At 35.4% G+C, this 17,867-nt stretch carries 14 protein-coding genes; 9 read left to right on the forward strand and 5 right to left on the reverse strand.

Translation table 11 applies throughout. From position 1 onward, the window contains the following. The coding region (locus ES765_RS22985; RefSeq protein ID WP_171017339.1) for a transposase at positions 1-130 on the reverse strand (130 nt) is incomplete at its 3' end. Positions 131-376: 246 nt separating this feature from the next. Here ES765_RS22985 and ES765_RS16520 point away from each other — a divergent pair. The 3 genes from ES765_RS16520 (at position 377) to ES765_RS16530 (ending at position 3,929) form a co-directional block, all read left to right on the forward strand. Beyond that, entirely contained in the window at positions 377-817 is a 441-nt protein-coding gene (locus ES765_RS16520) for a DsrE family protein (RefSeq protein ID WP_138115412.1), read from the forward strand. Positions 818-1,127: 310 nt separating this feature from the next. Then, the gene (locus ES765_RS16525) at positions 1,128-3,437 is read left to right on the forward strand and encodes a DNA topoisomerase 3 (RefSeq protein WP_138115414.1); all 2,310 of its coding nucleotides are present in this window, start codon (positions 1,128-1,130) and stop codon (positions 3,435-3,437) included. 42 nt (positions 3,438-3,479) lie between these two features. Beyond that, on the forward strand, positions 3,480-3,929 hold the full coding sequence (locus tag ES765_RS16530; RefSeq protein ID WP_138115416.1) for a cytochrome c oxidase assembly factor Coa1 family protein: 450 nt from the start codon (positions 3,480-3,482) through the stop codon (positions 3,927-3,929). Between the two features lie 84 nt (positions 3,930-4,013). Here ES765_RS16530 and ES765_RS16535 read toward each other — a convergent pair whose 3' ends face one another. The 4 genes from ES765_RS16535 to ES765_RS16545 all read right to left on the reverse strand — a co-directional run bounded on the left by ES765_RS16535 (position 4,014) and on the right by ES765_RS16545 (position 9,318). Continuing rightward, complete coding sequence (locus tag ES765_RS16535; protein ID WP_138115418.1) at positions 4,014-4,238, reverse strand: hypothetical protein; 225 nt, start codon at positions 4,236-4,238, stop codon at positions 4,014-4,016. Between the two features lie 1,559 nt (positions 4,239-5,797). Next, positions 5,798-7,177, reverse strand: coding sequence for a D-xylose transporter XylE (gene xylE / locus ES765_RS16540; protein ID WP_138115420.1), 1,380 nt, complete (start codon positions 7,175-7,177; stop codon positions 5,798-5,800). A gap of 3 nt (positions 7,178-7,180) precedes the next feature. After that, complete coding sequence (locus ES765_RS21840) at positions 7,181-7,324, reverse strand: hypothetical protein (RefSeq protein WP_171017335.1); 144 nt, start codon at positions 7,322-7,324, stop codon at positions 7,181-7,183. 515 nt (positions 7,325-7,839) lie between these two features. Next, on the reverse strand, positions 7,840-9,318 hold the full coding sequence (locus tag ES765_RS16545) for a sulfatase (protein WP_138115422.1): 1,479 nt from the start codon (positions 9,316-9,318) through the stop codon (positions 7,840-7,842). A 321-nt stretch (positions 9,319-9,639) separates the two neighbouring features. Here ES765_RS16545 and ES765_RS16550 point away from each other — a divergent pair, with 321 nt between their 5' ends. From ES765_RS16550 to ES765_RS16575, 6 genes are all read left to right on the forward strand, one after another. Next, entirely contained in the window at positions 9,640-10,254 is a 615-nt protein-coding gene (locus tag ES765_RS16550) for an RNA polymerase sigma factor (protein WP_138115424.1), read from the forward strand. 105 nt (positions 10,255-10,359) lie between these two features. Beyond that, positions 10,360-11,415: a FecR family protein gene (locus ES765_RS16555; protein ID WP_171017336.1), complete on the forward strand. Its 1,056-nt coding sequence runs from the start codon at positions 10,360-10,362 to the stop codon at positions 11,413-11,415. Between the two features lie 103 nt (positions 11,416-11,518). Further along, the gene (locus tag ES765_RS16560; RefSeq protein ID WP_138115428.1) at positions 11,519-14,926 is read left to right on the forward strand and encodes a SusC/RagA family TonB-linked outer membrane protein; all 3,408 of its coding nucleotides are present in this window, start codon (positions 11,519-11,521) and stop codon (positions 14,924-14,926) included. Positions 14,927-14,952: 26 nt separating this feature from the next. Then, the gene (locus tag ES765_RS16565) at positions 14,953-16,260 is read left to right on the forward strand and encodes a RagB/SusD family nutrient uptake outer membrane protein (RefSeq protein WP_138115430.1); all 1,308 of its coding nucleotides are present in this window, start codon (positions 14,953-14,955) and stop codon (positions 16,258-16,260) included. 7 nt (positions 16,261-16,267) lie between these two features. Beyond that, a complete protein-coding gene (locus tag ES765_RS22610) occupies positions 16,268-16,387 on the forward strand; it encodes a RagB/SusD family nutrient uptake outer membrane protein (protein ID WP_171017337.1) in 120 nt (39 codons plus the stop codon). Between the two features lie 15 nt (positions 16,388-16,402). After that, positions 16,403-17,848, forward strand: coding sequence for a sulfatase (locus tag ES765_RS16575; RefSeq protein WP_138115433.1), 1,446 nt, complete (start codon positions 16,403-16,405; stop codon positions 17,846-17,848). Positions 17,849-17,867: the final 19 nt, after the last annotated feature.

A 17,867-nucleotide genomic window follows, 5' to 3' on the forward strand; every position in this document is an offset into this window, starting at 1 on the left:
GCCAGCGGCTCAATACTGATGTAGGTATATCCAGCTCCCTGCATATCTCAATAACGCTACCACGTGCGTAACTGAGTTCCATAGCTTTTTCCTTAAAATCAAAGGTGTAATTTCTTTTTTCTCTTGAAATTTTTCAAAGTTAATTTAAACAGCTAACACGCTCTTAACTCTAAGTCCAGTTAAATATAGTAAGTCCACTTTGGCAATACTTCACTTTTGGTAGGGGGCTTTAGAGTTTTTTTTATTTTCTCATTGGCCATTTGGTGGTCGAATACAAGGGTGGTTTTCAGGGGTCTAGTTTTTCTCATGGCTTACATAAAGAATGGCAATTTAATTCTGTATTTTTATATAAAGTATATACATCAAAATAGAATTTATGAATAATATTTTCCGAACCCTTTTAGTTATTATGGTGATGGTTGCTACTGCCACAGAAGTCCACGGTCAAAAAAAATTAGACCAACAAGCCATTACAGATTTGCAAAAAACACCTAAATATGCTTTTGTACTCACCACGGAGAGGCATTTTAAGGGAGTATTAAGTATGTATGATCTGCTCATTAAAAACGGTGTTCTAATAGAGGATTACGAAATTGTGGTCAAAGGTAAGGTGGTGAACCAATTGGTCAAAAATTCCGAACTGGAAAAGTTTTTTCAAAAATATAAGGGAAAAGTCAAGGTAAGTGTATGCAGTGTTGCGATGGAAAAATTAGGCGTAGCGGAAGAGACGCTTTTTGAAGGTCTCAACGTTACCCCGACCGCCTCGGTAAGGATGCTTCAATTACAAGCAAATGGCTATAACACTTTGGCGTACTAGATAAGAAGATTTGGTAAGAGAAAGAAAACTACAATAACTCTTCTTGTTAAAGGAGCTTTTTATGGATATTCTGCAGCATTAGCATAAGTTTTACTTTTAGCTAAATAGTCCAAATAAAAAACCGCAGAACTGCGCCTTAGCGATTTTTTTTTATATTTTACTAATTCAAGCTATTTCTATACCCGTTCAAATAAAAAAGTCTACCTATTGTGAGTTTTCAATTCATAAATAATCACGACCGCTTGAATCGCTATACTTCATGTAATTTGGCTAAAGTTTATTTCAAATTTTTTAATTTTCAATACATAAAATGAAAGTCTGTATTGCCGAAAAACCATCTGTAGCACGAGAAATCGCTTCCGTTCTTGGGGCTACCACCAAACATGATGGATATTATGAAGGTAATGGTTATGCTGTAACATATACTTTTGGGCATCTCTGCACACTTCAGGAGCCAAACGATTACAAACCACATTGGAAAAGTTGGGATCTAAACAATTTACCAATGCTACCAGAACGCTTTGAAACCAAAGTAACTAAAGATTCGGGTATTATAAAACAGTTTAAAATTATAAAACAATTATTCGATAAAGCAGAAGTTGTTATAAATTGTGGTGATGCTGGGCAAGAAGGAGAATTAATACAACGTTGGGTTTTAAATCAAGCGAATTATAAAGGTAAGGTTGAAAGACTTTGGATTTCGTCGCTTACGACCGAAGCCATAAAAGAAGGTTTCAAAAACTTAAAACCATCTGCGGATTACGATAATTTATATTATGCAGGTTTTTCTCGTGCTATTGGAGATTGGCTTTTAGGTATGAATGCAACACGTTTGTACACTTTAAAACATGGTGGTTACAAACAAGTATTATCTGTTGGTCGTGTGCAAACACCAACATTAGCTATGTTAGTTAATCGGTTTAAGGAAATAGAAAGTTTTAAACCACAACCGTATTGGGAATTGCAAACACTTTATCGTGGTACTTTATTTAGCTACGAAGAAGGGCGTTTTCTTAAAGTTGAAGATGGAGAGAAACTGGCGAAAATTGTAAAAGAACACGATTTCGAAATTGTTTCTACAGCAAAAAAAGCAGGCAATGAATATGCGCCAAGGCTATTTGATTTAACGGGTTTACAAGTCTATTGTAATACTAAATTTGGTTTTAGTGCAGATGAAACATTGAAAATTATCCAGAAATTATACGAACAAAAAGTAGTAACCTACCCTAGAGTAGATACTACATTTTTACCAAATGATGTGTACCCAAAAGTACCTGAGACACTTAAAAATTTAACCAATTACGCAGCCTTAACGGCTCCTTTACATGGTAAAAAGCTAAAGAAAACTAAAAAAGTTTTCGATGATAGTAAAGTAACAGATCACCACGCAATAATACCAACTGGGCAGCAAATGAATTTGCAATACAACCAGCAACAGGTTTATAATATTATTGTACGCCGTTTTATTGCTGTATTTTATCCAGATTGTAAAGTCTCTAATACTACAGTTATTGGTAAAGCTGAAAAAGTAAAGTTCAAAACTACAGGAAAAGAGATTTTAGAAAAAGGTTGGCGTGTTGTTTTTGAAACCCCAAATTCTTCGACTAAGGAATCTGGAATGTTACCAACTTTCATAAAAGGAGAAAAAGGAACACACGAACCTTCATTTTTAGAAAAGCAAACTAAACCACCAAACCAATTTACCGAGGCCTCACTTCTGCGCGCAATGGAAACTGCAGGAAAACAGGTTGACGACGATGAACTTCGTGAAATTATGAAAGAAAACGGTATTGGTCGGCCTTCTACACGTGCTAATATTATTGAAACTTTATTCCGAAGAAAATATATAAAACGAAATAAAAAGCAAGTAATTCCAACAGATACTGGCATTCAGTTAATAGGTGTCATTCAAAATGAATTATTGAAATCAGCCGAGCTCACAGGTAAATGGGAAAAGCAGTTAAAAGATATTGAAAAAGGAACATTTAGTGCTGGAAGTTTTATTAAGCAAATGAAACAAATGGTAGATCATTTAGTGTACGAAGTTAGAAGCGAAACTAAGAAAGCTAATATTTCGGCAGTACATAATAAGCCTGCAGGTACAAAGAAAGTAGTAGCCAAGAAAACAAGTGGAATAGCATCCGAAAAATGTCCTAAATGTAAGGATGGTGCTGTCCTTAAAGGAAAATCTGCTTATGGTTGTTCACAATTCAAAAAGAATTGCGATTTTGTTATGCCATTTATGTTTGAAGGTAAAGCCATTTCAGAAAAACAGTACATTAGACTGTTGCAAAAAGGGTCGACCGTAAATTTAAAAGGCTTTAAAGTTAATAATTCCCTTATTGAAGGACTTATTAGACTAGATGAAAATTTTAAACTAAAATTGGAACCTAAAAAACAATTAAACACTAAAAGTGTTCAGGTTTCAGCAAGGTCTTCCGAAGAAAATAGCTGTCCAAAATGCAACAAAGGAACTATTATTAAGGGAAAAACAGCTTATGGTTGTAGCCAATATAAAGCGGGCTGCGATTTTAGGTTTAGTTACGATTCTATTCGTGAAAGAGCAAAAGGACAACAACTAACCAAGGATTTGGTTTTTAAAATATTTAGAGGAAACTAAATGTTTTGGTGTTCCTGTGAAAGGATAAATTGAAATGAGTTAATGTGTAATGATTTAATAATTGAGAAAAGTTGGTTTAAGAGAAATTGGAAATGGTTAATTCTAGTTTTCTTATTATTTTGTTTATTTATATTTTTTATATCATCATCTGGTTTAGGTAGTTTATTTAGCGATTACGGAAAAGCTTATACTGATTCAAGTCTTTACAGTATTGCAATTCAGAAAGTTCAGAGCAATAGTAGGGTAAGAGAAATATTGGGAGAAATTGAACCTATGGGAAAGATGGCTATTATAAATGGAGCAATTCACTATTCGGAGAATAATAAAGCTGTTGAGTCTACGATTAAAATATTTGGAGAAAATGGAAAAGCAATACTTGATATTTCAGCAGAATGGATTAATGGTTCATGGGACTACAAAAAAATCAACATTAGGATTAAGAATCCGCCAGAAAATAGAGAATTGATACCAATAATCAAATCAATTGATTAATACCTGAAAGTTCAAATAAAGGATAAACAATTACAAACTTATTTTGCTTTCATAACCCCTTTTAGTCGTTTTGTTCACTACCTTTTATTTGAGTTTAATTCCAAAATCGAAAGCTTCTTGAATAGTCATATTTAGCTTATCATCTGCAATACTCAAATCTTTAATTTCCTTCTTTACTAAGATTGGATTGTTAACCGCATTATTCTTACTAGTTAATTTACGATGTAATTCCGTATTATCAGTATACGGATTATAGCCTTGTTTCAATAATCGTAGTAAAACCTTTCTACAGGTAACTAAAATGGACAACCAATCTTCTTTGGTTTTGTATGTATTGGCATCTCCATAAAAGGGTGTCTGACGTTTTAGCTTTCCGCTTTTAGGTTCACGATAGGAGAAATAGACATACCAGCGCTTTGTTAAATCACCATTGTCCGAATATATTTTAGGTCTGTAAAAATTTCGTTTTACAGGTAAATCGTATTCATTTTCGTGTTAAATAGCAATTAGTTCCTTAAAATTAGGCATAAAAAAACGGCTTGTGCGTATACGAACCGTTGTTTTCATTGACCTAAGCCTTCGTAGCGGGGACTGGACTCGAACCAGCGACCTTCGGGTTATGAGTTTTACAAAACCTCATATTTTAGGTCTTTTTCAAGCTTTTTCCTCCAAAATCGTATCCGTTAGCGTATACGCTGATTAGACAACTTATTTAGTCAAAAATAGCAAAAAGTAAGGGGTATAAACACAATTAAATAAAAATGTTTTGGCAATTGAATATCTATTCGCTATTCGGTTACCTTGGGTAGGCCCAGTTAGATAATATGATTTCCCTTTGTAATTTTAAGAGCGTATGTTTTGGTAGATAATATGCTTTTCTCAGGTAGGCACTGAAAGGTAAGATGATAACTATGGGGAGATAAAATGATTGTTTCTGCTTGGTAATGGATACGTTTAGTTGGTTTTAATGTAAAATCTGATAGGAATTATGGTAATTCTGGGTTGGATAAATTTAGTATTAGGGGTATAGGATAGGGTAGTGTTGGTTAAGTAATACATTTAACGTTATGTAATAATGGTTATAATGGGTTGGTGATAGGGGTAGCCTTGGTTAGGCAATGGTTGATAATGGTTGGCAATTGAAGTACCTCGGGTAGGCAAATGTGTAGCCCTGGGTATGCAATACAGTGATCTCGGGTAAGCCATAGGGTAGCCGTAGGTAATCTCGGGTTGGCAATACATTAATTCCGGTAAGCAAATGGGTAGCTCTGGGTAGGTGATATGATTACCTTGGGTATGAAATAGGGGTAGTCAATGGTTGGCAATATGGTTGCCTATGGTAGGCGATATAGTTTATGGGTAGTAGTTAGGGTTGTCGATGGTTCCTAATGGTTACCTTGAGTTGACTTTAAATTATTAAGTAGAAGATACTAAAATAATAATAGGGTAGATAATAGAATCTAAGAATGGATTAAATTTAAAAATATCGAAAAGAATTCTGTCAGCCTATAGTATCCTAATAATTAAACCTTTAATCATGCTTCGGTTCACCGACAAAACCTCCTACCGATTATGTACTATTATTTCCGTTCAGATTCGATGATAATACCAGTATAAACTTAACAAAAGACTAGACGGCTATATCATCCTCAAGTATTTTTTCTTGGTCGTAATCTACCCCTTTAGACCAAATGGCCAGTCCGAATGTTAGCAGCACGACTCCTAACTAATTATCCGCTTTTTTGTAGAGAGTCCACTAATTTTATTCGCTGATTGTTGGTCTGTTTTCTTGTTTATTTTTCTCGAATAATCTATAGATTAATCCAATCAAAAATTGAGTATCCAATTAGATATACAGATGCTTTAAATTAATTTTTCTTCCAGATACCTTCCATTTCTTCCAAGGTTTTTCCTTTGGTTTCGGGAACATACTTCCACACGAAAAAAGCAGAAAGAATACTTATTACTCCATAGAATAGATACGTTCCGCCATTACTAAATTCCATCATTGGCGGATAGGTTGAAGAAATAAAGAAATTAGCCGACCATTGGGCCGCAACAGCAATAGCTACTGCTTGACTCCTAATTTTATTCGGGAATATTTCTGAAATAAGTACCCAGCAAATTGGCCCCCAACTCATCATAAAAGAAGCTGTATATATAATTATAAATACCAAGGTGCTAATACCTATAATATCTAAAAAAGCCAAGGTTGAAATAGCAATCATTCCAATTGCCATTCCAATTGAACCTATAATTAATAAAGGCTTTCTTCCCCACTTATCAACAGTTAAAATGGCAATGACCGTAAACAATACATTTACCAATCCCATAATAATTGTTTGTAACATCGAAGCATCCTTAGCTGCTCCCATACTTTCAAATATACGGGGTGCATAATACAAGGCTACGTTAATACCTACAAATTGCTGGAAGAGCGATAATAATACCCCAATGACTATGACTGGTTTACCATATGAGAACAACTTTGCCTTCGAAGTCTCTACACTATTTTTGATGTCATTAAGTATCTGAGAAGCCCTTTCTGCTCCGTTGAAACGGGTAAGAATAGACAATGCTTTTGTGTCATTATGTTGCAACGCCAGATGTCTTGGAGATTCCGGCACAAAAAACATTAGTATGATAAATATAGATGCAGGAATTGTCTCAGAAATAAACATTCTCCTCCACCCTATTTCATTAACCCATTCAATGGTTTGGCCATCAGCAATACCCCAATTTACAAAGTACACCACTAACATACCGAAAATAATAGCAAATTGATTTAAGGAAACTAATCTACCTCTAATGTCAGCTGGAGCAATTTCACTTATATACATAGGGCATACCGCTGATGCCAAACCAACACCAATACCACCTATAACCCGATAGAAATTAAACATCCAAAGTAAGCCCATTGATGGCTCGCCTTTTTCAAAAAACAAGAATTCCGGGTTTCCGGAACCTAAAGCAGACAGCAGAAATAAAATACCTGCAATGATCAAAGCGTATTTTCTGCCATAGGCAGAAGCTACAATTCCTGATAGAGCACCTCCAATTATACAACCTACTAACGCTGATGAAATCGTAATACCATGTAAAAAAGAACCTAAGCCTTGGCTATCAATTAAAAATGCTTGAATTGATTTTTCTGCTCCTGAGATTACAGCTGTATCATAGCCAAAAAGCAACCCCCCTAATGTTGCAACAAGTGTTACCAAATAAATTAATACTGTATTCTGCTTCATATTTTAGATAAATTGATTGACCCTAGATTCAAATAACTTTTGCTTCCCCCTTTTTAAAGCTAATTCGCCATTTTCATTTGCGATCGTATACATATCTGAAAGTTCCAATTTTCCGGCCTCAAAATCTTTCCCTTTAAAATATTCCATTATTGCCACGGCTTTTAATTTTTACTTCTTAAAAATTACCATTTAATATATACTTTATATGCAATAGTAGAGGTCAGAAGTTAATTGCTTATTAATTTTGTTTTATATAATAATGACCATTTTCTCAATAAGATTATTGAATATTGTTTCCTTACTCTGTAATCAGTTTATTCTAAAACAAAATTCGTTGAGATACCTGGACGAAAGATTACACATTCCAGAAAAACTGTCCTTAATCTGCTATTTTTTGGGACTGAAATTTAAGTCTTATCAAAAATGAATTACTAATTAGTAATCATCGATTAACACAAAAGGGATATTAAAAAACCAGCATCCCTTTTTCAAAAAAAACTAGGCTAACTCAACATGATTAAACCCATTTAATACTTATCCCAGTAATAAATGGTTTTCATCTAACCCAAAAAATTACCTAAGACATTTTTATAGTTCTTTGGATAGACCGAAAAAAAACAATTTACCTGAATTATTCAATTTTCACTTTATAAGAATTCATTTTAATTTATCCTTCCAGGATTACGTCTATTATTACCTTCTCTTTCTGTGAGGTCGTCTCCCAAATCCTCTCTTGCCACCTTAACAAGGTCCATGATACTTTTCACCACTTCTGGATTCTGTTCTTTTACATTAAAACGCTCTCCAGGATCTCGTCGAAGGTCATATAATTCTAATCCGGTGGAGTCTAAATGCCGACTACCTGGAAAACCATCATTACCGGGTAATTCATCTTCATATGATTGATAAGAATGCGGTAAAATAAGTTTCCAAGAGTCCATACGAACTCCTTCCAAGCTATTCTTATTGTAATAATAGTAAAGGTGATTCCGTGGATTTGCATCTTCATCCCCTCTGAACAAAGAAAGGATATTTACACCGTCAATCTTTTTAACAGGCAGGTTGGCGTTTGCAATTACCGAAAAAGTAGGCAAAAGATCTATGGTAGAGGCCAATTTATTATTTATGGTTCCAGCTGGCACTAAATTAGGCCAACGTACTATGGCAGGTACTCGCTGGCCACCTTCAAACGAAGTTTGTTTCCCTTCCCTTAAACCTCCGGATGAGCCGGCATGATTACCGAAGTTAAGCCATGGACCGTTGTCACTTGTAAAGATGACCAAGGTGTTTTTATCAATATTATTCTCTTTGAGGGTATTCATTACTTGACCAACGGACCAATCTATTTCCATCATTACATCACCGTAAGAACCTTGCAGGCTTTTACCCCTAAACTGTTCCGATACGGCCAAAGGAACATGGGGCATAGAATGAGCAAAATATAAGAAAAAAGGTTTCTTTTTATGTCTTTCAATAAAATTGATTACCTTTTCAGTGTAACGCTTGGTAAGCCTATTTTGGTCGCTAATATTGCGAATATATTCTATAGTTTTGTTTCCTTCTATCAATGGTAAAGGTGGCATCCTGGATCTCCAAGATGAAGAATCAGTAACTAGTTTGTTATCATAATCCACTGGCCACATATCATTCGAATAGGGCAAACCAAAGTATTCATCAAATCCATGCTGAAGTGGAAGAAATTGTTCCGATTCGCCCAAATGCCATTTGCCTACCATTGAGGTAGCGTAGCCCTTTTTTCTTAAGATTTCCGGAATGGTCTCTTCATCATTATTTAAACCAATCTTGGAATTTGGAAATAAGGCTCCCGTTACTCCAATACGATTAGGATAGCATCCAGTAAGGATAGCCGCACGAGAAGCACTGCATATGGCCTGGGCCGCGTAAAAGTTAGTGAAGCGCATACCTTCCGCTGCCAATTTATTTATATTGGGAGTTTCATAACCAATCCCTCCATAAGAAGTCAAGTCTCCATATCCCATATCGTCCATAAATATCAGAACGATGTTTGGTTCTTTCGTTATTTCCCCTTGAGCTAAAGCATCAAAATTCACATAAAAAAAGAAGATAAAAACTGATAATAGTAGTTTAATTGATATTCTTAAGGATATATTTCGCTTCATTGTACTGTTCTTTTATAGTTCTAGGTTTCTTATCTAAGGAGGATATAACTTTTATTTTATAGACATAGGAATGAGGAAAATTTAATAATATATTTAAGTCATTTTAATTTAGGAGAAATAGATACAACCAATTCCTAACATAGGATACTGTAGTTAATTAGATAATTCACAAATAGTTTTAATTTATATTATGTACCTTAAAATTATTAAATTCTCAAAAATATAATATATTTGAATGTTCTTCTATAGTTATCAATCACTAATAATATGTTATTAACAAAATTGAAATTTCTTTAATTATGATTGTTTCCACAAAAATTTATGAAACCAACCAAGATGGATAATGCCAATCAAAAATTATGTATTGAAAGCGATTCAGAGAAAGAAATCTGGCTAGAATTGAGACGTGGAGATCCTGAGGCCTTGGGTAATCTATACGATTTATATGTTGACCAACTATTTGCTATTGGAATGAAAACGATTGGGAGTAGAGATCTTGTTCAAGATCATATTCATGATTTATTTTTAGACCTATATAAATATCATGAACATCTAGCAGAGGTTAGAAGCATTGCTGGTTATTTAATAACATCTTTCAAAAGAAAATTATACAAGCAGAATAAATTTCAAATCACACATTTAAGACCAAACTGGGATGATAATAACAACAATATTCCAATTGATTTAAAAGTTGTCAATTCTCATGAAGAACAACTAATTCAACAAGAACATAAAGATGAACGTTCTAGTTTTTTAAAAAGGGCACTTACCAATCTTACCGAACATCAGCAGAACATTTTAATACTTCGTTTTACAGAAGAGAAGTCCTATGACGAGATTGCCGATATTATGAGTGTAAGCGTTTCTTCTGCCAGAACCTTAATATATCGTGCTGTTAAAACCATTCGAAACTCTACACTTTCCATATTTCTATAAAAAAATAATTATTCATTTTCGTGTCTATGTACTTGTATTCACTACTCTTATAAGTAGATGGGTAGTTTGTATACTAAATTTTGCGATACGCCCTTAAATCATTTTATGAATTCAAAGACCAATAAACCATTATCTGAAATGGAAAAGCGAGCACTTCGTGAGCGTTTGATAACATCGGCTACAGAAATGAAAAAAAAGCGCTGGCCTAACAAAACATATCTTTTAATGGCAGCAGCCAGTATTATTCTGATTTTTGGAATATTTAAATATGTTTATCAGCCAGAAGAACCATCTTTAAAAAATATCATTAGCGAAATCTCAACAGTAGATATAATTAATTCCGATAAGGTGACTGTAGTTTTGGGAAATGGAGAAAATATTTCTATGGAAGAAAATAGTACAATTAAATATTCAACCAATGGAAAAAATGTTAATCTGGGAAAAGGAAAGGATTATGAGCAGCAGGCAATGGTTGATAAAAAGCCCATTTTTAATACTATTCTAGTACCATACGGAAAACGAACCGATGTTACACTTTCAGATGGCACTAGAGTATGGATCAATTCTGGGTCAAGAATTGTTTATCCTGCACTCTTCAAAAAAGACATACGGGAAGTATATCTTGAAGGAGAGGCTATTTTTGAAGTAGCTCATAATAAGGATATACCCTTTAAGGTTTTATCAAAGAACCAAGAAATCGAAGTTTTGGGCACCGTTTTTAATATTTCAAATTACGTCGAAGATACTCAAATGAATACGGTATTAAAAAGCGGTAGTATTAAAATAACGTATGAAGGGAATGAATCAAAGTCGTATAAAATCACTCCTGGCACTTTGTCTAGTTATAATCGTTATACTGCAAAAGTAGAAAGACGAAAAGTTAATGTGGATGATTATTTTGCATGGAGAGAGGGTTATGTAAATCTGGCAAAAGATAGACTTGATTATTTAACAGCTAAGTTATCCAGATACTATAACGTAGATATCACTATTTCTGATGCGGAACTGGCTGGAGAAACTTTTTCCGGGAAGCTTGACCTCAAAGAAGATTTAGATCGGGTAATCGAAATTATCAGTAAAACCACTAAAATTGAGGTAACAAAAGAGAACGGAAATATTATTTTAACTAAAAAAACTAATCCTAAAATCAAGAGTCAATGATATAACTTAAATTAAAAAAACCAGCAAGTGCGCCAACACTTACTGGCTAAATAGTAGAATTATCGCTAGTAAAACAATAATTAACTAATTGAACCACAAAATTATGAATAATTCCTTAAGGAACGTTCCTTATTCTGGTAATAATACCGTAGGGCACATCATCAATACCATCATGAGAACGCTCGCAATTCTTATAACAATTGGATTAACAACGGTTATGGCAAACGAGACTTATTCTCAGACAACCATGGACATTAACGTTGAACAAGTATCCTTTGAGATGCTTTTTGATGAGATTCAAAACAACAGTGAGTACATCTTTTTTTATAAGGATGGTATTCTTCCCGTTAATGAAAAGGTTTCATTGGCCAAAAAGAAGATAACATTACAAAATATCCTAGAACCTTTGCTGGGCAGCTATAATTTAAAATATACTGTTATTGATAGGCAAGTGACTGTTTATAAAATTTCTAAACCACCCGTTAAAAATAAACTTAATACTATTATTCAGGGGTTGTCGCTTACAGGAAAAGTTTTAGATAATCTAGGTACTCCTTTACCAGGTGCGAATATTGTTGAAAAGGGAACTACGAATGGGACACAATCAGACTTTGATGGTAATTTCACTATAACAACTGCAGATGGCGATGCTATTTTAGTCTTCTCTTATATAGGCTTTTTAACAAAGGAAATTGCTCTCAAAGGACAAACGAGTTTGAATGTCACGCTTCAAGAAAGTGCTTCCGCCTTGGATGAAATTGTAGTAGTTGGCTATGGAACTCAAAAGAAAAGTGACCTAACCGGAGCGGTAACATCTTTAGGTCAAGATGATTTAAACCCTGGAGCAAATGCATCAGTTGACCAGTTAATGTTAGGTAGGGCGGCTGGGGTCAATATTACCCAATCTAGCTCGGCTCCTGGCGGAGGTCTTTCCATTCGTATTAGAGGGTCAAGTTCATTAAATGCAGGCAACGAGCCTTTGTATGTAATTGACGGTTTCCCAATTGATAATAGTCCTAATCTTGGGTCAGGTGGTGCAGCCCAAGTAGGCAACAATCAAAGCCCTAGAAATCCCTTAAACGCTTTAAATCCTGCTGACATTCAATCCATAGAAATACTAAAAGATGCCTCCGCTACTGCAATTTACGGATCAAGGGGAGCGAATGGTGTCATTTTGGTTACTACTAAAAAAGGTAGGGAAGGCCGCATAAACGTTACTTATGATGCCTATGCGGGTCTGCAATCCAAAGTAGCCAATTTAGATGTCCTGAATACTGACCAATATATTGACGCAATAAACACCTTGTCAAGTGAAAGGGGTAATGGAGAGGTTTTCAGTGCTGCGGATATTAGTTCGATAGGCAGAGGGGTAAACTGGCAAAATGAAGTGTTACGCTCTGCACCAATAACAAGCCATAACCTTTCAGCAAGTGGTGGATCTGAAAATACATCCTACTACTCCTCCTTCAACTATTTTAATCAAAACGGAATCGTTAAGAATACAGGAATTAAAAGATATACGGGGAGAATTAACCTCGAATCTAAACTTAGCGATAGAGCAACAATTGGATTAAATTTTAATACAAGTCTGATAAAAGACAATAATAATGTGGATGGTATACAAACCAATGAAAATGGTGGACCCATATACTCTTCTTTGCTTTACGATCCGACAGAACCAATACGCAACCCCGATGGAAGTTTCGCTCAATCATCTAATTTGACAATTAACAATCCAGTACTCGTCATAGATGCAATAACCAGTCTAAACGAGACTAATAGAACTTTTGGAAGTGCATTTCTAAACTACAATTTTACGGATGCTTTATCCGGAAAATTCAATTTTGGAACTGATAGGCAAACGTCTAGGAGGGATATTTATAATGATTCCCAAACCATATTCGGTGCTGCTTCTGGAGGAATCGCAAATATCAATTCTTTAGAACGATCAAATTACCTTTTTGAATATACTATGACTTACAACAAAGAATTCAATGAGAATCATAGTTTGACAATACTTGGAGGTAGTACCTTTCAAAAGTTTAGCAGTCGCTTTGTCTCCGCTCAAATAAGTGGCTTTCCAACAGATGATATCGAAACCAATAATCTTGGTTTGGGAGATACCAATAACGATGAAGTCAATAGTAACAAGGAAGAAAATACGTTATTATCCTATCTAGGAAGGGTCAATTATAATATTTTCAATAAATTTTTATTGACCGCTTCTATAAGAGCGGATGGATCCTCCCGTTTTGGTGAAAATAGTAAATGGGGATATTTTCCATCTTTTGCCGTTGGTTGGAAATTGGAAGAGGAAGAATTTATACCAGATGCATTTAATCAATTGAAAATTAGAGCAAGTTGGGGACAGACAGGAAATCAAGAAATTGGAAATTTTGCTTCCCAATTGACTTTTGGCTCAGGTCCAAATGCAGTTCTAGGAGGGGTTTTACAGGGGTCTGTAGTTCCAGGCCGAATTGCTAATCCTGATTTGAAATGGGAAACGACAGAGCAGTTTAATGTGGGAATAGACTGGGGAATTCTCGGTGGGCGTTTTAGCGGTACGTTAGATTACTTTAAAAAGAACTCAAAAGATTTATTGTTCAATCTTCCTTTACCAGCATCATCTGGTTTCTCATCAATATTGTCCAATGTTGGAGAGGTAGAAAACAGTGGTATCGAAGTTCTCATTTCTTCCACAAATATTTCTACAGATAATTTCTCGTGGAAGTCTTCGTTTAATTTCTCGGCAATTAATAATAAAGTGGTCGATTTAGGAAGAATTGAAAGTATTGTAACCGGAAATATACAAGCCGTAGGAAATACGGCTATCATAAGAGAAGGAGATCCACTAGCTTCCTATTATGGATACGTTGTTACCGGAATTTTTCAAGAGAGCGATAACATTGCAAACTCAGCGCAACCAGATTCCCAACCTGGTTTTCCGATTTTTGAAGATCGGAATGGAGACGGGGCAATCACGCCTTTAGACCAAGCTATAATAGGTAGTCCTTTGCCGGACTTTACATATGGATTTCAGAATTCCATAACATGGAAAGATTTACAATTGGATTTCTTTTTTCAAGGGCAATCTGGAGTAGATTTAATTAATGTAAACCTTATAGAGTCTTTATATCCTGCTAATTTTAGAAGAAACCGATTAGCAGAAACAATTACGGATAGATGGACACCTGTAAATACGGATGCTAAATGGCCTTCTTCTGTTGATCCAAACTCTTATGGGGCTAGCAAGGTAAATTCCTTGACCGTACAGGATGCGTCCTATCTCCGTTTAAAGAACGTTCAATTGAGCTATAATATACCGATTGACAACATAGATTTCCTTAATGCACTGCGTGTTTATATTTCAGGTCAGAACATTTTTACTATAACGGATTATATTGGTTTTGACCCTGAGGCTAATTCATTAGGCCGAAGCAATGTCAGAATAGATTATAGTAGCTATCCCCTAGCCCGAACCTTTCTTTTAGGGGTAACAGCTAATTTTTAAAATCATAATCATAAAATTTAGATAAAATGAAATATTATAAAATATTATTTATCGTTCTCATCACGGCATGTTTTTTTGCCTGTGATGATAAATTGGAAGAAGAAGTATATTCAGAACTTTCTCCTTCAACATTGTTTACTTCCGAAGATGGACTATCGGCAGTTTTAAATGCATCCTATGCCTTTGCCCAAAGACGGGGCGCACAAGATTTTTGGGCTCCTTTCCATATGGAGAGTATGACTGCTGGTGAGACCACAGGTGCTGGTGGGTCAATTGAGAATTTATGGGTGGCCCAAATGGATTTTACATGGGATTCTAACCATGGCCATTTTTTTTCAACTTGGAGCGTACATTTTAATAGTATTAGAGATGCAAACATCGTATTGGATAATTTGGATAATGACAATTTTTCAGAAAGCTTTAAGAAATTGACAGAAGCAGAGGTCCATTTTCTTAGAGGATGGAATTATGCTGCTTTGTTCAATTGGTATGGTCCACTTCCTTTGTATCGTTCTTCTAGTGAAGACCCTTTAATTCCAAGGGCGAACGAGGAGGAAACTCGCACCTTTATTGAACAGGAACTCACAATGGCAGCAAGTGCATTACCCAAACAGTCACCAGCTTTTGGAAGGGCCTCAAGAGGTGCTGCATTGGCAGTTTTGTGTAAATTTTATCTGAATAGTAAACAATGGCAAAAGGCTGCTGATGCAGCCCAAGATATTATTGACCTGAATCAATACTTATTACTTGATACGTATTCAGATGTCTTTGCCTTTGATAATGAAGAAAATCAAGAAGTCATATGGGTACTCCCAAAAAATGGTGCTGGTGGCGGGGAAACAGGTAATGGTCTTAATGCATTAACTTACCCACCTGATTTTCCTAGACCATTTAGCAATAATGCTGTTTTCGCAGCTAGGACATACTTATCCGATGATTTTGTAAATTCCTTTGAAGCTTCTGATACTAGGACAAGTCAGATTATTACCGAATGGGTCAGCACCCAAAGTGGTGAGTTGGTCATGGGACTTGGAAATGATCAGTCGTTTCCAAATAAATTTCCATTCGAACCAACTGCAGTCGGACCTTGGGCAAGTAATGATTTTGCTGCCATTAGATATGCTGATATCTTGTTAAGTCGCGCAGAAGCATTGAATGAAATCAATGGTCCTAGCCAAGAATCCATAAATCTAATCAATCAAGTAAGGATTAGAGCAGGAGCATCCGAATTGATTTTAACAGGTTACACCAAGGATTCTCTCCGAGCTGCAATTTTACAAGAACGGGGTTGGGAATTTTTCTTTGAAGGAAAAGCTCGGGAGGATCAAAATTAGGCAAGAAGTGTTTATCTCTAAGGCACAAGCAAGAGGTAAAAACGCACAGGACTATCATGTGTTGTTCCCAATTCCACAGTTAGAATTAGATGCCAATTCTAATTTTGTTCAAAATCCGGGTTATTAACTAAACTATTAGAGAATGAAGAATTTCAGATGTGATAATATATTACCCGTAATAGGAAAATTGACAAAGTTATTGTTAGTATCAATATGCGGACTACTTCTTTGTGTTAATCGTGGCAACGCTCAAGAGAAAACTAACTTTATTATAATTTTTGCCGATGACCTGGGTTATGGTGATTTGAGTTCTTACGGGCACCCGACAATTAAAACCCCAAATCTGGACCAAATGGCTAATGAAGGTCAGAAATGGACCAATTTTTATGTTGGTGCAAGTGTTTGTACTCCAAGTAGGGCAGCATTATTAACAGGTCGCCTACCTGTTAGAAGCGGTATGACCAGCAATAAGGTCAGGGTTTTGTTTCCGAACTCAGTAAATGGATTGCCAACGGAAGAAATTACACTTGCTGAACAATTGAAAACGGTAGGCTACAGCACGGCTTGTATCGGTAAATGGCATTTAGGTCATAAAGAGCAATATCTACCAACCAATAATGGATTCGACTATTATTTCGGAATTCCATATAGTAATGATATGGACAACGTTACCGAAATCAATACGATGGAGGACTATAAGAATTTTTGGTTGAAACCCGATAACATTAAAATTGAAAGTTTCAATGTGCCATTGATGCGCAATACCGAGATTATCGAACGACCTGCCAATCAGAATACTATTACAAAAAGATATGCGGAGGAAGCTATTTCCTTTATAAAAAAAAATAAGGAAAAGCCATTCTTTTTATATTTAGCGCATAATCTACCACATGTACCCTTGTTTGCATCTAAAGAGTTTTTGGGTAAAAGTGACCGTGGACTTTATGGTGATGTAGTTGAGGAAATTGATTATGGCATTGGTCAAATTATTACTACTTTAAAAGATGAAGGCTTGGCCGAAAATACAATAGTAGTATTTACTTCTGACAATGGTCCTTGGTTGTCTTTTGGCGTTAATGGAGGTAGTGCTGGGCTACTGAAAGCAGGAAAAGGAATGACTTGGGAGGGCGGTATGCGCGAACCTTGTATTTTTTGGTCTCCTAACAAGATTAAACCAGCATTAATAACCGAATTAGGAACAACAATGGATTTGTTTACCACTTTCAGTAAAATGGCAGGTGTACCAATACCAAAAGATAGAATGATAGACGGATTGGATTTGAGCCAGACCTTATTCAATGAGCAGCCTAGCCCCCGGGAAAATATTTTTTACTATCGGGGACCAGATCTATTTGCCGTTAGGGTAGGAGATTATAAAGCACATTTTATAACCCAAGGAGAATATGGGCAGTTTGGTCCTAAGGAAGAGCATAGTACACCCCTACTATACAATTTGGCTGTAGACCCATCAGAACAATTTAATATAGCTGAAGGCCATCCTGAAATACTTAGTGAAATAAGTGACGTGGTAGGGGTTCATAAGTCAAAAATGGTTAAAGGTAAAGACCAATTAGTAGATAGAGAGTAAGGTCATCGTATAATTAGAT

It is taken from the genome of Maribacter sp. ACAM166, assembly GCF_005771495.1.
Lineage (GTDB): Bacteria > Bacteroidota > Bacteroidia > Flavobacteriales > Flavobacteriaceae > Maribacter.

Bases quoted from the DNA above. Each gene is read 5' to 3' on its own strand.
- ES765_RS16555 (WP_171017336.1), top strand. From the start codon at position 10,360: ATGAATTCAAAGACCAATAAACCATTATCTGAAATGGAAAAGCGAGCA.
- ES765_RS16550 (WP_138115424.1), top strand. From the start codon at position 9,640: ATGAAACCAACCAAGATGGATAATGCCAATCAAAAATTATGTATTGAA.
- xylE (WP_138115420.1), bottom strand. From the start codon at position 7,177: ATGAAGCAGAATACAGTATTAATTTATTTGGTAACACTTGTTGCAACA.
- ES765_RS16520 (WP_138115412.1), top strand. From the start codon at position 377: ATGAATAATATTTTCCGAACCCTTTTAGTTATTATGGTGATGGTTGCT.
- ES765_RS16525 (WP_138115414.1), top strand. From the start codon at position 1,128: ATGAAAGTCTGTATTGCCGAAAAACCATCTGTAGCACGAGAAATCGCT.
- ES765_RS16575 (WP_138115433.1), top strand. From the start codon at position 16,403: ATGAAGAATTTCAGATGTGATAATATATTACCCGTAATAGGAAAATTG.
- ES765_RS16530 (WP_138115416.1), top strand. From the start codon at position 3,480: ATGTGTAATGATTTAATAATTGAGAAAAGTTGGTTTAAGAGAAATTGG.
- ES765_RS16565 (WP_138115430.1), top strand. From the start codon at position 14,953: ATGAAATATTATAAAATATTATTTATCGTTCTCATCACGGCATGTTTT.
- ES765_RS21840 (WP_171017335.1), bottom strand. From the start codon at position 7,324: ATGGAATATTTTAAAGGGAAAGATTTTGAGGCCGGAAAATTGGAACTT.
- ES765_RS16560 (WP_138115428.1), top strand. From the start codon at position 11,519: ATGAATAATTCCTTAAGGAACGTTCCTTATTCTGGTAATAATACCGTA.
- ES765_RS16545 (WP_138115422.1), bottom strand. From the start codon at position 9,318: ATGAAGCGAAATATATCCTTAAGAATATCAATTAAACTACTATTATCA.